Source organism: Bacillus cereus group sp. Sample62 (assembly GCF_036851315.1).
In the GTDB taxonomy this organism is placed as follows: domain Bacteria; phylum Bacillota; class Bacilli; order Bacillales; family Bacillaceae_G; genus Bacillus_A; species Bacillus_A wiedmannii.
In genome coordinates, this window is the sequence record NZ_JAFLPK010000002.1 from 219,251 (window position 1) to 234,614 (window position 15,364).

The following is a 15,364-nucleotide window of genomic DNA, read 5'->3' on the forward strand; positions in this document are numbered from 1 at the left end:
TATGGCTGTGGAAGCAAAAATTTTATCACCCAAAATACCTAGACAATTAGATGAGATTAAAATTAGTGATAGCCACAAAGAAGAAAGACATGTTAGTACAGGAATTGTAACTAACAGTGAAATTTCTGGAGAATCTATTGACAAAATGTGTTTTGAAAAAATATTTTTTCAAAACGTTACTTTTCAAGATGTTGCATTTAGATTTGTTGAGTTGACAGACGTTATTTTTGAGAAATGTGATTTATCAAATGTTGATTTTAGTAACGCTATTATTCATAGGGTAAAATTTAAAGGGTGCAAACTATTAGGGATAAATTTATCAGAGTCTACTCTAAGAAATGTATTTTTCGATGAATGCTTTGCAGATTATGCTTCTTTTGGTTACTCTAATATAAAGAATGTTAAATTTCAGAAATGTTCGCTTAGTAATGCTGATCTTTATGAATCTAAATTTAAAAATGTAAACTTCAATGAGTGTAAAATGCATCAAGCCAATCTTGCTGGTGTAGTTCTTAAAGGTGTTGATTTAAGCACTTGTCTATTTGATAATATCACTATTTCTTTAGGGAAATTGCAAGGGTGTATAATCTCTACTGAACAGGCTATTGGATTTTCAAAACTTTTAGGGGTAATTGTTAAAGATTCTTAATAATTCCAATGGAATTAATATCTTAATACTATTAATTCCATTGGAATATATAAATCAAAAAGAGGAGGATAATTAACAATTAATTTTACATTAAATCCGTGTTTAACTTACAATTGATAAAAGAATTATTTTCCAGTATAATATATTAAGAGATTTAGTAATCGTTCATTTACCAAAAGTATATCTAAGCTAGGAGGAACATATTTTGAGTGAAAGTAAAGAAAATAAAATAATGAAAGCTAGTAATATGTTATTTTGGGGATCATCAGGAGTTTATATACTTTTAACCGCGTTTATGTATATCCTATGGGATCAGCAAGGTTTATTCTTAGAAGCAGATGCTTATAAAACTATACAAGATTACACTAAAACGGTTGCCCAAACAAATCTTTCTGTTTCCTTAGGAATAGCAGCTTTGTTAGTAGGAGTAGCAGCATTAAATTCTAAATCTATTAAAGAAGTAATACCAAATAAGGATGCATTTTTAAGTACTTTAAAAGCTATGATATTATTTGTTTTTTCTAACTTTTGTATATTAATATTAAGTTATAGTAAAGATTTTGTGATGAATCATTATCTACACGCAGGGATAATGATTTACACCTCCTTTTCATTTAGTTATTTAATGCATACAGTTATTAATTTATTCCAAGTAACGTTAGGTAAAATTAAATTCCCGAAATAATTATGAATTAAATTTGTTTTATTTGGAGATGATAGATTGTTTTATAGAGTAGTAAACATGTATAGTATTATGACTTATGATAAAGACTCATTTAAAGTTATTCAAAAAAACATACAAAATTCCAAGGGGTATATTTCCCATATTGATTCTAAAACAAATATAAGAAATATAAATTCTAGATATAGGGAATATTTAACATATAAACAAGCTGTATATACAAAGTATAAAGCATTTGATCCCATAAAGAAAAAGGAAGATGCGACCTATTCCTATATACCCCTAGTACCAAAACACGTTGATATGAAAAAATTAGATAATCTATACCAGAAATTTGGTGTGCAAGATGATTACATAAACGAATATGAAATTATTCATGAGGATCAGTCAGGTAATTATACTGCGGTTCATATACCATCTCCTATAGAATATTTAGCATATGAAAACTTGCTTAATATGGATAAAAAGTTAGCAATAGTTGATAGCGAAAGTTTGAGTAATAATTTTGTAATGCAGAATTACAAAAGGATTATCTTACTTCCTTTTGTAATAAAAAATAATGAAAAATATTCTGAAGGTTACGTTATAGCAAATATTTATGATGTTGGTATTATAACATTGCAAGTGACTGTTACTTTTGAAGATAAAAACGTTATATCAGTGCCTACTGATACTCCTAGAAGTTTTAATATACCAGAGGTTCATTTTTATGAAGTGAAAAAAAATATACTTCTATAGATTTTTGGGAAAAATCTATTCAAAGAAATACTAATATCGATGAAATTATGTCTTACTATGTTAATCAACTTTCTACATTAAGTAAGGTAAATTTACAAGAAAATCGTATTGATCGAAGAATCAATTGGGTATTTGGTGATTATCAAATTAATAAATTTAATAATCATGAAGAATTCATTAATAGTAATGAAAGATTATATTATAGTTATTTATTTAATGGCACTAAAGAACATGTTAAAAGAAGTTTGGATAGCGAAATAACACAAACTTTAGCAGAAGCACAAATTGTAAAAAGTAAAGATAATACCTATATGTGTAGTCCTACATTTTCTATTCTTAGTTTTGGTTATACAGCTTTCCATGATTATGCTAAAAAGGTTTTAGAAAAAGATGAAAAACAACTCAAACGATTAAAAGTATATAATGAACAAATTATGCAAATATACAAAAATCAAACTTTAATCCAAATGTATGAGTATTTACGATTCTATGAATTAAGTTTTATAAAAAAACATTTTGTGCGTAATTTGTTGAATGGTATTTCTAATAATGTTTATACTGCACCAAAAGAATACAATTCTTTAAGGAGAGATTTTAATTTCTTAAAATTACGATATAATGAAGAGATTTTATTTAGTCTTGAGGGTACTGCTAAAAAATTATACAAAGATATCTTAGAAAAAACAAATACTACTCCTTTATTGAAAAATGCAGAGGATTTATTTAAAAATATTCGTGAAGATGTGATTGCTCAAAAAGAATTTAAAGTAAAATCGAATGAAACCCTAATACTTATTTTATCTTCTATTTTGACAATTGTATTAGGATATAATGGAATAAAGTTAATGGTGAATGACATACTAGTCAAAATCCCTTATATTAAGTGGTATGTAAATATGCACCCTTTACGTACCACTTTAGGGATATGGTGTTTTTTAATTTTAATTATGACATGGTTAAACTTAAAAAGGTGGAAAATGAATAGAAAGTAATTTGTGAATTAAAATTGTATTTAATGTAAAATTAGGCGAATTTAGACAAAACAGTACATTGATTATAAAATCCAATGTACTGTTTTGAAGTTTGAGGTGAAAAAATTGAGCAATCGAGAAAAACAAGTGTATCAAGCACGTGTAGAACGTCATAAAGAAAAAATGCCTTGGTATATTATTGAATATATTGAAGAGAAAACGAACCTCTCCCCTGCTACTTTGTATGGGTACTTAATTGAATATGAAATATTTTTACAATGGTTAATCTCCTCTCGTCTTGTTACAACAGATGGTGAAGTTGTAACGAAAATGCATGAAGTTCCAATTGAAACGCTGGAACACCTTCCTCTTAAACAAGTAAAAAGGTTTAAAAGTTATTTAGAGAGACAAGGTAATAAAACAAAGGCGGTTATACGAACATTTTCAGCTCTAAAGTCATTATTTAACTACCTAACAAGCAATACTGAAGATGATAATGGAGAATGTTACTTTTATAGAAATGTTATGGCCAAAATGGAAATTCATAAAGAAAAAATTGATGCTGCAGCAAGAGCAAAAGAAATTTCTGAAGTTATTTTCCACAATAATGATGACATTAAATTTATGCGCTTTTTATCCAATGAATATGAGCAAATGCTACAAGAAAATGCTCCTGGTAAGTTAAGATTCTTCAAACGCGATAGAGAACGTGATATTGCTATTCTAAGCTTAATCTTAGGTACAGGCCTTCGGGTATCTGAAGCAGCTAGTTTAACTATTTCTAGTATTAATTTTCGTACTCGTTACATTAAAGTTGTGCGAAAAGGAGATAAAAAATCATCTATTTTGGCTACACAAACAGCTCTAGATGATGTTCAAGAGTATCTTAAAGTACGTACTGCGCGTTATAAGTGCCCTGATGATGAAGATATTCTATTTGTTACGAATTATAAAGGTTCATATGCGCAAATTTCTGTTAATGCTATACAAAAACTCACAGAGAAATATACTAGAGCATTTGATGAAAAAAAGAGTCCACATAAGTTGCGTCATACATACGCAACCAATCATTATAATGAAAATAAAGATCTTGTTTTGTTGGCAAACCAAATGGGACATAATTCAATGGAAACAACATCCTTGTACACAAATATTGATGATTCTAAACGACGTGAAGCAATTGAGCGTTTAGAAAAACGGCAATTAGAAGAGAGTGATTAACGATATAATTTATTCCACTAACAAATATAAATCTAAAATTTTAGTCTATTTAATATAAAGAGTATGGTGCCATTCTAATTCTCTTTGTCTATCTTTTTCTAGTCCTTATATGTTTTTGCTGTGGCAATCCCTGCAGCTATTCCACAGCCAACGAAAGGTCTAATGATGGCTAAATTACCTGTCATACATATTGAATTTCATCCATTAACATTTATATGATAATATAAAGATATCAATGATATATAGGAGGAAGGTTTTGTTTACAAAATCAGTCATTTTAGCATAATTATTAATCTTATGATGGTTGATCTAAATCTCTCTTCCATTCTTAAATCATTTATTAAAATAAAGAAAGGATTGAAGATGTGAAATGTTTAGTGGTTTATCTATTGATACACTTGGAAAATGTTCAGCGATTATAATCGCATTTGTAGGAGCTTTGGTTTATGGAAGTAATCAATTTATAAGTATAGTGACGACTAAACCTCTCGATAAGCAACTTAAAGATCCATTCACTCAAGCTAGACTAAATTTATGGTTTTACGTTATTGGCATAATTTTGGGTACAATAGTATATTTACTTTATGCAATAATCCTTTACCAGGCCATAGGTAAATATTATAAACATAGTTTCTTTATTTGGAATGCTTTTGTTTGGTTTATACTTTTTATATATTTCACTATTACCTCAATAAGTGCAAAAAAATTACAAAATATAAGAAACAAAAGTTTACATTTTAAAATTTTAGTTTTCAATGTAATTACTAGTATTATCTTTTTCTTCTCCAGTTCGTCAGAATACCTTAATAAAGGGGAATACTTTAGCTACCTTTGGAATGGGATTCCTTTGGCATTTTTGCTTAGCTGTTTGTATTTTTTCATGCTGAACAAGATAAAGGTTGCAACAACTCAACAGATTAGCTACGATATTCAACCGATTACTGAGGATGACTTTAAAAAAGTTAAAAATTTAAAATATGAATACTCAATGGATGAAAAGAGATTAGTTTTTATTCCAAGAAAACAATCAGAAAAACAAATTCGATACGTGTGTGATTTTTCATCTAAAGTCTATTTGAAATGTACAGAAAAAATTAATCCCTAATTATATCTCGAAATTTCCCAATTAACTAAAGTCGCTAAAAGTTAACTCTTAGTGGCTTTAGTTAATTTAAGGGTCCTTTAAACTTTCACGCTACTCATTGGTGAAATAACAATTTAAAAAAAGGCGGATGTATCAATATATTCCTGATTCGCTCTAATATATTTAAATCCTACGAAAAGTCCTGAACAGTTCGTTAAATCGGAATTTAACGAACAGTTGAGGAAATGTGAGTTAAACTCCCCTCCTATCTTAATGTACTGTACAAAGGCATGAAACTCTAAACTCTCATTTTTGGGACTAGCTTGGGCCAAGAAAATCCAAACTAAAGTTTTATAGATTTACAGAACTAAATACATGTGATCTTGTGTGAACGTATATGTTTAAATACTACGTTACTTTTATTTATAAAAAAGGCATCCTAAGATGCCTATCTATTCTGTAACAAATTTAAATACATAGTACATAAAAAATAGACAAGATAGATAGGCTAGCCTGCCAGCAACGGATTCTCTCATAAATTTCATAAGTATGACTTTGACAAGCAATGCTAAGAATAACGGTATAAATAGTACCATAGCAAGTTTGATCGCTATGTCATTCATTATTGGATTAAATGGTTCGAAATTAATTATAATATTCACTTACCTTTCTCTTATCGTTCTATTTAAAGAATAAAATTATACAAATAAACTCGCTAAAAAGATACCATAAGGTTCCTTCCTCCAACTGAACAATCTTAATTTTAACCGGTTCTTTTGCAAATATAAGACGCATTTCAGGGAACAATCAGGATTCCTACCGAAATTGTTCTTTTTTGTCATATGCATGGCTTCTACTCCTATATAATATTATCCTTTATAACAAAAAAGCACTGCTATGATTTCTAGGAGTATTGAAAATGTTCTATCGTACTAAATTCACTTTATAAATAGAACATATAATAAAAGACCTTGCTACACAAAATAGCAAGGTCTAGATATAGTAAAATAAGCACCTTAGAGATTTATAGGTGCTTTTATTTAAATTCATTTCCACAAAATAAAATGTAAAAAACTAAAAAAGCAAAAAGGACACTTTTTTAGTTTTTTAGCTTCCCAGCACAAATTTGAAAAAAGATTTCAAGCTATCCTTCACTATCTTTAAATTTTCCTCTTAAATTCTTCTCAAAGATAACCCTATTATCTTCCATCTTATTATAAGTTTGAAATAAAGCTTCTCTTTTCTTTTTTCTTACCCTTGGTTCTGGAGGATAACATGACGGACATTTTGCAGCCCCTTCATGTCTAGCTTTGACCATTGCTTTATATTCATGTCCACACTTACCACAAATCCACCATGCTCTTTCGTTACATCTGGTAGATGTCTCCTCTGGTGTTGTTACACCATATACTTCTTTATTCTTTGTAGGATGCCATTCTTTTGCTATTTCTGGGTTATGAAGAGCAATTGACTGTTGATACTTTTCACAAGTTCTACATCCCTTACCATTTTTCACTCTTAAATTTATTTTTTCTCTCCACATATGACCTTCTTTACAAACCCACATTACTTCTTCATTTGAAGTATAAATTGCCTCATATGGATTTCGGAATTTCTGCCGATAACATGTGTCAAAGATACAAAACTCCTTTGCTATCTCTGGATACATTGTTGCTAATGAGTTGTCTTTGCAAACTTTCTTATTTGAACAGTATGGACACACAGTTTTATCATGAAGTCTACTTCTAACAGACTCCTTCCACTCATGACCCTTACCACATATCCACCATCTAACATTCCAATTCTCTTCATCAATCATCTCATTATCAGGTGTTACATCTGCATTTCTTTTGAAATTCCATTGCTTAGATAAATCTGGATCAATACATCTAAGTGATTTAGCTTCTATTTTATTAACATTGTTTAATTTATCTAGCTGCTGCTTTTTCTTCATACACTTTGGACAAAGCTCATCTTCAACTTTCAGCCTATCATTAGGAGTTGATCCCCAAACATGTCCCTCAGAGCACTCCCACCAAATATATTCGTAACTTCCATATGTAATATCTTCAGGATTCAAGTGACCATTCTTGATAGGATGCCATTCACTTAACAGCTTTTTAGAAAGACCTGTATTTATAAGTAAATTAATCATAGTATTCTCACCTCTATTTTTCTGATTCAATCCACCATTTGTCTGCGTTCAATTCTTCTGTAGTCATCTCATACTCATCTAATTTAACAATTTCATTTTCCCTATTAAAAAAGCAAGGCTTTACAAATATAGAAGCATTTCTATAACTATAACTTTCACCTTTATACGCTTCAATTTTAGAAATTTCTAGCTTATAAACATATAATGGATGTGAATATATTTGTCCAACTTTAAAAGTTTTATCACTATTGTTTTCCGAAGAAATCTCTTCAACTATCACTTTACTTGGAGTACCATGGAAATGACTATCCCACATTACGTTTCACCCTAACTTTAAATTTATTTAATTCTATTGTATCAGAATATTCACACGTGCAATTAGGAAAAAGGTATAATTTTATCATTATTTTCATCTATTATAATAAAATAAGTTAAAGATATTACTGGCTAAGTAGTTAAGAGTTTTTTGTCCTATGTTCAAAAGGTTTAGACTTTCATGTCCTGTTATTAAGACATGAAAGTACCTACAAAATTTATAATAATGGCTATTTATCAAAGATTCTTTATAAGTTTTTAGTTTAGAGTTTTTTGGAACTTGATTGGATAAGAAAATCAAGTTCCAAAACTTTATTGATATACAGAACTAAATACATGTAATCTTGTGTGAACGTATAGGCTTAAATACTACATTACTGTTATTTATAAAGAAAAGACATCCTAAGATGTCTTTCTACTCTGTAACAAATTTAAATACATAGTACATAAAAAATAGACAAGATAGATATGCTAGTCTGCCAGCAATCGATTCTCTCATAAATTTCATAAGTATGACTTTGATAAGCAAGGCTAAGAATAACGGTATAAAAAGTACCATAGTAAGTTTGATCGCTATGTCATTTATTGTTGGATTAAATGGTTCAAAATCAATTATAATATTTACTTACCTTTATGCAACTTCTTATTTATATAGTTTAATATAAATAAACTCGCTAAAATGATACCATAAAGTTCCTTTCTCTAACTGAACCACCTTAATTTTAACCGGTTCTGGTGCAAATATGCATGGCCTCTACTCCTATATGATATTACCCTTATATAACCAAAAAAAGCAACGCTATGGACGCTTTAGCCTACATATTCTTCAACTTTACTAAAGATACCATTAATAGATGGAGGGGTATAATTATAATCGTTATCAGTGAACATTAAAAAAGATGATTCCGATTGAATATCGGAACCATCTTTTCCGGGCTTGATTTTTCAGTTTTTTTTTATTAAACTGTCCATTTTAAAGGGTACATTTCAGTTGACTCCGCACCTTTTTAAAAATAATTTATATGAATGTAAATCGCCTTTAACACCACAGTAAAATCTATAATATCAATGTTACATCTTACTACTTTGTATCCCATTTTTCTAAATGGAAGTAGAACAATACCCCATCTTTTGTATTAGTTACACCGTACTTTACATTATGTAAATCTAATATATTTTTTACAATTGAAAGTCCAAGACCCGTTCCACCATATACTCTTTTTCTTGATTTATCCACTCTATAGAATTGATCCCATATTTTATCTATGTTTTCTTCTGCTATATGTGCCCCTTTATTTTCAAACCCTATATATACGTCATGTTGTTTCTCGTTTACATCTATCACAATGGTTCGATTCGCATCTGTATAGCGAATCGCGTTGGTAAACAAGTTTGTTATGACCTGTTCTAACAGATGTGTTTTACCTTTAACACAAACATTATCTATATTTAATTTGATGTGTAGTGATTTTTCTTTAATTTGAACTTGTAAATCTTTTGCTGCCTTTTGAATTAAATTCCCTATATTAACCTGCTCCATCTGTATTTGGTACGTTCCGGATTCATATTTAGCCAAATTCAACATTTCATCTATTAACACATTCATTTTCTCTATTTCTTTTTCTAATGCTTCCCAATAATATTGATTCATTTCAGGCGCGATTCCATCTTGCAGCATAGATGCAGATATTTGCATGACACTGAGTGGCGTTTTTAATTCATGCGAAACGCCTGCAATGAAATCTTTTCGTGTCTGTTCTAATTTTTTCTCTTTTTCTAAGTCTGTTTTTAACTGATTGATATATCCTTCCATTCTTTCTGAGAGTTGATTAATATTAGAGGAAAGCTCACCAATTTCATTTTTTGATTTGATAGAAAGCTTATCTTGAAATTGAAATTGCATTATTTTTTTCGTTGCTTCATTAATTTTTAGTAATGGTTTGGTAATAATTCTTGAATAATATAAACATACAACCAGCGATAGAATCAGCACAAATGCTATAATATATATAATAATCACTCATTACATCTGTCACTTTTGTAATCGGTTGTAACGAAGACAATGTATAAATGAATTCATTTACTTGTCCATTTTGCATGAGTGGTTTTATCGTTTCTAGATACTTGATTCCATCTATACTGATTTCATTCTGAACCCATTCGTCTCCTTGTAATTTCACTTTATCGCTGATCCATTCCGATTGAAATTGCAAAATACGATTTGCAAACACCTCATTACTATACAATGTATTATTCATTTTTGAATTGAAGTAAACTGGGAAATTTATCTCTGTTACAATTCCCTCTAAGAAATAATATTTCTCACTTTCTTCTTTTGAAAAAACCTTCATACCATTTTTAGCACCAGACATCATATATTTATCAATCTGATAATAAGTAGGTGCAACAAAATTTCCATCATAACCTTTTATTCTCAATGTTGTAGGAATCACTATGTCTTTATTCGATCTTTTACTTACTGTATCCATGATAGCTAGTTTAGTCGTTTTATTGAGTAAACTTGTAATTAATATACTGAAATTAGGATCCATATCTTTCTTTGCATTGATTAAATTATTAAACACAACCTTAGAGGATCGACTCGAATCATTTTTATCAACTGTTTTTATATAATGATCTCCTGATGGTAATTTCTTGATATTGGCTTCTTTATCGAGCCTAGCAATCATAATACCCTGCTGATTAGCATACGAGAGTTCCTTCCTCTGGAGTGTATTTTCATCCTGTTTATGAGCTTCATAAAATGTATAGTACCGTTGTAATTGCTTCTGAACATTTTCTTTTTCTTTATCTATATATAAGTATTTCATCACATACATTTGTCCGAAAAAGATAGCTGCGATAATCATGCAACATAGTAAAAAGGTAAGAGAAAATAACTGAAACACAATCTTCTTTCTCATCATTTTTCTACCTCAAATTTATAACCCGTACGAACAACTGTAATAATGTGTTTTGCTTTCTCACCAAGTTTTAATCGTACATTACGCATATGTGCAGTTAGTGTTTTATCATCTCCATCATAATCGTATCCCCAAATATTTGTGATTAACTGCTCTCTTGATAGTACTTGTTCCTTGTGTTGCATTAAAGAGTGTAAAATTTCATATTCTGTATGTGTAAAATCTATTTTTTGTCCATCTATTGAAACAGAACGTGCTGATTTATCTAAGCGAATACCACATAAATTAATACAGTCCTGATATTGTACTTGTTGATTTGTATCTTTGAACAAACGTTTTGCTCTCGCTAATAAAATAGACGGTTTAAATGGTTTTGTTACATAATCGTCTGCCCCAAGTTCAAATCCAAGTAACGTATCATCTTCATCACTTCGTGCCGTTAATAGGATAATAGGAACATTAGAATTCTTTCGAATACGTCTACACACTGACCATCCATCCATTAATGGGAGCATAATATCCAAAATAACTAAACTGATATTATGCTCTTGTTCAGCAAACAAATCTAGCCCAATTTGACCATCTTCCGCTGTAATTACTTCATATCCATCATGCGAGAAATAATGGGCTACAGTCTCTCGGATAATCTGTTCATCTTCAACTATTAAAACTTTTTTCATCTCTATTCTCATCCAATCTACGTTCGTTTTACATTGAAACTGTCATCGCTTGTCTTCCCATTTGAATCCAGGCTTGTTCAAAACTATTCCGATCAATTGCTCTGTGTTTGTCCTTCTTTAGTGGATCGTTAATATATACATATTGTTCATCATAATCGGTCACAACGACACTATGCTGGTGATATGTCACTTTCATTTCTCCTGCATCTGTACGCCATGTATAAAATTCATCATCAGGTAACCGTTTAAAACGGGCATTTGTTAATACCCATACAGGTTGCCCTCTGTCTATCGCCTCATATATTTGCTGAGGTTCTTTGTGACTTAGATCCTTCACTTTCTCTTCTGAAACATACTCCTTTGCCAATTCTAAAATCGGCTCTACATAAACACCTAGTCCAGGTTTATCAAATGTAGCTATATCCCCAATAAACCCTTTGTGCATATTCCCCTTTATACCCTTTCCCTGAAATGGTACAGACTTTATCTTTGCAGCGAGTTCCATCTTATCGACTTGTACACCTGAAAATTGCAACACCATAGCAAGGCTCGTTACTTCACAACCTCTCATCAATTCTGGTTTTTGTAGAATCAGCGGCACATCCAATGGCCTTACTATCACTTTTTCTTGCTCTATGGGCCTATTTTCTTTTTCAAGTACCTTTTCTGATTCTACTGATTCATTTCTCATATATTCTACTTCTGATTTTGCATTCTCCTCTTGTGGTATTGCAGGTTGTATTTTAGTAAATATAGGAATATCACCATGTGACATACCAATGTTTGTATTTAATACTGATAGTGTAAATACAAACAGGGTTGTTTTTCTAAATGGATTCATCATTATCTCTCCTCGATGCTTTATAAGGAGAGTGTAATTTGTTTATATTTAGATAAAATCATATTTATAGAAAGACAAAGTAAAATTCATATCAAGATTATATAAAGATAATTGCTTTACGTATTAATCTTATGTGCTACAAATATTGCTTTCAACAAGCAATATTTAACTTCTTTAAGTTCACGTTCTAATTTTTCGTACTTTGCAAAAAGTCCTCGAATTCTTTTCATTAAAGTATAATCTTCGAGATTTTAGGTATGTGGTTTGATTATTATTTACAAATCCTATTGCTATATGGTAATTACTATTTATCAACAATTATTTGTGAGATTTTAGTTTAGACTTTTATGTCTTTCTACACTTGTACATGGACATAAAATAGATACTTTTTAGAAGAGAAAGTATCCATTTTCATGAATATCTTTTGTTACTTATGTAGAATTAAATTTTAGTTGAATTTCACATTTAATTAGGTTTTACTATTTAGTTTTGTTTCAAATGCAGTTAAATTAGTTGAAGCCTTACTAAAATTTGGTTCAGAAAGTTGTTTAGGTCTTCGTACTTCTGTCTTCTATTGGAGCTACACCTTGTATCTCTTGTAATATAGAATTTGCTACATTTTCTCTATAAAATTCTTCAACTATATTTTTCAAATAAATACAATTTCTTTATTCCTTGAATAAAATCAATAACTCGGCATACAATACCTCTGCATCGAGCAGTTAGACTGGGCTAACTGCTCTTTTATTGAATAAATTTTTAGGGCATGTTAACAATATAGGTAATCCAAGTTTGAATACGAATAAACATTGTATTCATAGTATTTACTAGAGCAGTTAGTTTTTTCTAGCTGCCTTTTTGAGTTTTTCCGAATAAAATTCTAAATTATGTGTTCACGAGTAATAATGGTAGATAAAGAAATAGGAATTCATCATTTATTTAGTTGAGTGGATATGCAGGGGAATTTACTCCGTTATTGGATAAGGACGGAAAGTCAATGTTAAAACTATATATTCGAATAAAACAATTTATATTATTCAACTATATGGTAGCTTTAGTTTCACAAGGAAATAAACAACTTTATTATCTGTTTTGATTTCAGAAGTAAAGCTGAACTTAACTTTTTTAAAAGGAGATACTACAATTTAAGCAGTGCCTCCTTTACGTTTTTATAAGTGAGTTTTAATGACCTTATTGTTTCTATTCATTATGTCCAATGCTATAGATGGGCTGATGCAGCTTGAATTCACAGTGACTTCTTTAATTTTGTTTTTCCTTTTCTTCTAGGAATGAGCAGTTAGTTTTCTGCTGAATGCTCTTTTATATTAACTTGTTTGTCATCATATATTACGGATATGTAGCTATTAACTCATAGGGTCTTCTTTTAAAGAGCACTTGTACCTAGTGCTCTTTTTAGTTTCCTTATTTAGCTCACTTTTAATTTTACATAATATTTTTAATTCCGTTTATACTATAGTTGTAACTTTAAGTTACAACGTATTGTGGGTATCGTTATTGTTGGACAATAAAGCAGTTAGTTCATTGAGCTAGCTGCTTTATTATTTAAATAATAACAACATTAAACCTCTCCCTATAAATTGTTATTCATAACATCATTAGTTACTATATTTTAGTTTTATTTCCCACTTTTCCAGCATATTCTTTAAGAAGGGTGTTTAGCTAAAAAAGTTACCTCCTTATCGATGAGCACTCACTTATGTAGTGCTCCTTTTCATGCTGTACAATTCTGTTTTACTTGTATAATTATATATAGTTTCTTTTTTGAACCTCCCACATTCTTTTTTACAAGTTGCAATGAAACAGTTAGCTTTTTTCTAACTATCCTGTTTTTATTTTTCACTTTTTAGTTAAACGTACATATATTAACTTTGAACAATGGCCAATAGGATACTTAACCTACCTCTCTAAGAGCACATTTATATCTGTGCTCTTTTTTGAGTCACTTTAAAATAACGATTTTGTTTAGTTATCATTTGATTAATCATATTTAAAATTTTTTAACATATCTTAATTTTAATCAGGAATTACACTACCCCCCAGTAGATCTGTAGTTCCTGTAATTGAGCCTATAACTCTGATTAGAACCTGTTATAAACAACAGGTTCTATTTATGGTCATTCTTCATCCCCATCGTTGCGATAGGTAAGACTTTGAAGTTATCTCCATCTTTTGCGCCACTTAACACTGTACGTGCGAAATTCACTACATTCAAACACCTCTAGGCTACATTAAGCAATACAAACTTTATTAATGTATTCATTTCTAGCTTGAAGATAAAAAAATTCATGATTCCACATATTTATATTCTCTATCCATTTTGGATACTTTAAAAATGGATACTTATTTTATACATATTTTACTTGTATGATTTTAATCAAAATGTGAGGTGGTCGTTTATGATAAAAGGCTATGCAGCATTGCTTATTATAGATGTACAAGTGGGTTCATTTAAAGAAGAAAGAATGCTATATAAAGGAATTGAATTATTAAAAAACATTCAATTGTTAATCCATAAAGCTCGTACTGTCCAAGCGCCTATTTTTTACATGAAGTTTAATGGGAAAACAGGATCTTTATTAGAGCATGGAAATCCGGAATGGGCAATTCATGAATCTGTAGCTCCACTATCTGAAGATATCGTTCTTGAAAAAAACCACCCTGATTCATTTCATGAAACAAGTCTTCAACAAGAATTGAATAAAAGGGACATCGAACACATTGTGATTACAGGCGTTCAGTCTGAAATATGTATAGATGCGACGTGTCGACGTGCATATAGCTTAGGGTATGATGTTACTCTTGTTGAAGATGGGCATAGTACATATGACACTACATTATTATCGGCATCCCAAATTATTAAGCATCATAACGATATAATAGGTGAATGGTTTGCTGATTTGAAAAAAGCTCAGATAATTGAATTTTAATTAATCTTGAATAGGTTTTTCTTGATAGATATAGTACGAATCATTTAAATTTAGCTAAGGTATTAATCCTGTTTCCTATTATTAAATATATGTTTTACTGTATGCGATAATGTAATAATTATATTCTAATAATTAAATGCCCCTTTTAGGGCTACA

At 29.9% G+C, this 15,364-nt stretch carries 12 protein-coding genes and 1 pseudogene; 7 read left to right on the forward strand and 6 right to left on the reverse strand.

All coding sequences use genetic code 11. From position 1 onward, the window contains the following. Position 1 precedes the first annotated feature (1 nt). The 6 genes from J0835_RS28160 to J0835_RS28185 all read left to right on the forward strand — a co-directional run bounded on the left by J0835_RS28160 (position 2) and on the right by J0835_RS28185 (position 5,366). A complete protein-coding gene (locus J0835_RS28160) occupies positions 2-649 on the forward strand; it encodes a pentapeptide repeat-containing protein (RefSeq protein WP_042512101.1) in 648 nt (215 codons plus the stop codon). Positions 650-854: 205 nt separating this feature from the next. After that, positions 855-1,334 carry a hypothetical protein gene (locus J0835_RS28165; RefSeq protein ID WP_048520025.1) on the forward strand — a complete coding sequence of 160 codons (480 nt, stop codon included), beginning with the start codon at positions 855-857 and terminating at the stop codon, positions 1,332-1,334. A gap of 36 nt (positions 1,335-1,370) precedes the next feature. Next, positions 1,371-2,069 carry a hypothetical protein gene (locus tag J0835_RS28170; protein WP_333728191.1) on the forward strand — a complete coding sequence of 233 codons (699 nt, stop codon included), beginning with the start codon at positions 1,371-1,373 and terminating at the stop codon, positions 2,067-2,069. A gap of 47 nt (positions 2,070-2,116) precedes the next feature. Further along, positions 2,117-3,061: a hypothetical protein gene (locus J0835_RS28175; protein WP_277507442.1), complete on the forward strand. Its 945-nt coding sequence runs from the start codon at positions 2,117-2,119 to the stop codon at positions 3,059-3,061. Between the two features lie 105 nt (positions 3,062-3,166). Next, positions 3,167-4,261: a tyrosine recombinase XerS gene (xerS, locus tag J0835_RS28180; RefSeq protein ID WP_042512099.1), complete on the forward strand. Its 1,095-nt coding sequence runs from the start codon at positions 3,167-3,169 to the stop codon at positions 4,259-4,261. Positions 4,262-4,631: 370 nt separating this feature from the next. Then, entirely contained in the window at positions 4,632-5,366 is a 735-nt protein-coding gene (locus tag J0835_RS28185) for a hypothetical protein (protein ID WP_048520026.1), read from the forward strand. Positions 5,367-5,797: 431 nt separating this feature from the next. On the opposite strand, the gene J0835_RS28190 is transcribed toward J0835_RS28185, so the two are convergent. From J0835_RS28190 to J0835_RS28215, 6 genes and pseudogenes are all read right to left on the reverse strand, one after another. After that, positions 5,798-6,007, reverse strand: a complete 210-nt coding sequence (locus tag J0835_RS28190; RefSeq protein ID WP_001021329.1) for a hypothetical protein — start codon at positions 6,005-6,007, stop codon at positions 5,798-5,800. 482 nt (positions 6,008-6,489) lie between these two features. Next, on the reverse strand, positions 6,490-7,500 hold the full coding sequence (locus J0835_RS28195; protein ID WP_000609152.1) for a zinc-ribbon domain-containing protein: 1,011 nt from the start codon (positions 7,498-7,500) through the stop codon (positions 6,490-6,492). 13 nt (positions 7,501-7,513) lie between these two features. Then, positions 7,514-7,816, reverse strand: coding sequence for a hypothetical protein (locus tag J0835_RS28200; RefSeq protein WP_000263523.1), 303 nt, complete (start codon positions 7,814-7,816; stop codon positions 7,514-7,516). 1,080 nt (positions 7,817-8,896) lie between these two features. Next, positions 8,897-10,739 (reverse strand): annotated as a pseudogene (locus tag J0835_RS28205) (ATP-binding protein). Further along, positions 10,739-11,419: a response regulator transcription factor gene (locus J0835_RS28210; protein ID WP_000756749.1), complete on the reverse strand. Its 681-nt coding sequence runs from the start codon at positions 11,417-11,419 to the stop codon at positions 10,739-10,741. The pseudogene J0835_RS28205 and the gene J0835_RS28210 overlap by 1 nt, the downstream one beginning before the upstream one ends. Before the next feature lie 28 nt (positions 11,420-11,447). Continuing rightward, positions 11,448-12,263, reverse strand: a complete 816-nt coding sequence (locus tag J0835_RS28215) for a C39 family peptidase (protein ID WP_001997354.1) — start codon at positions 12,261-12,263, stop codon at positions 11,448-11,450. A 2,414-nt stretch (positions 12,264-14,677) separates the two neighbouring features. Between J0835_RS28215 and J0835_RS28220 the strand changes: the two genes are divergently transcribed. Continuing rightward, on the forward strand, positions 14,678-15,208 hold the full coding sequence (locus tag J0835_RS28220; RefSeq protein WP_000589748.1) for a cysteine hydrolase family protein: 531 nt from the start codon (positions 14,678-14,680) through the stop codon (positions 15,206-15,208). Positions 15,209-15,364 lie beyond the last annotated feature (156 nt).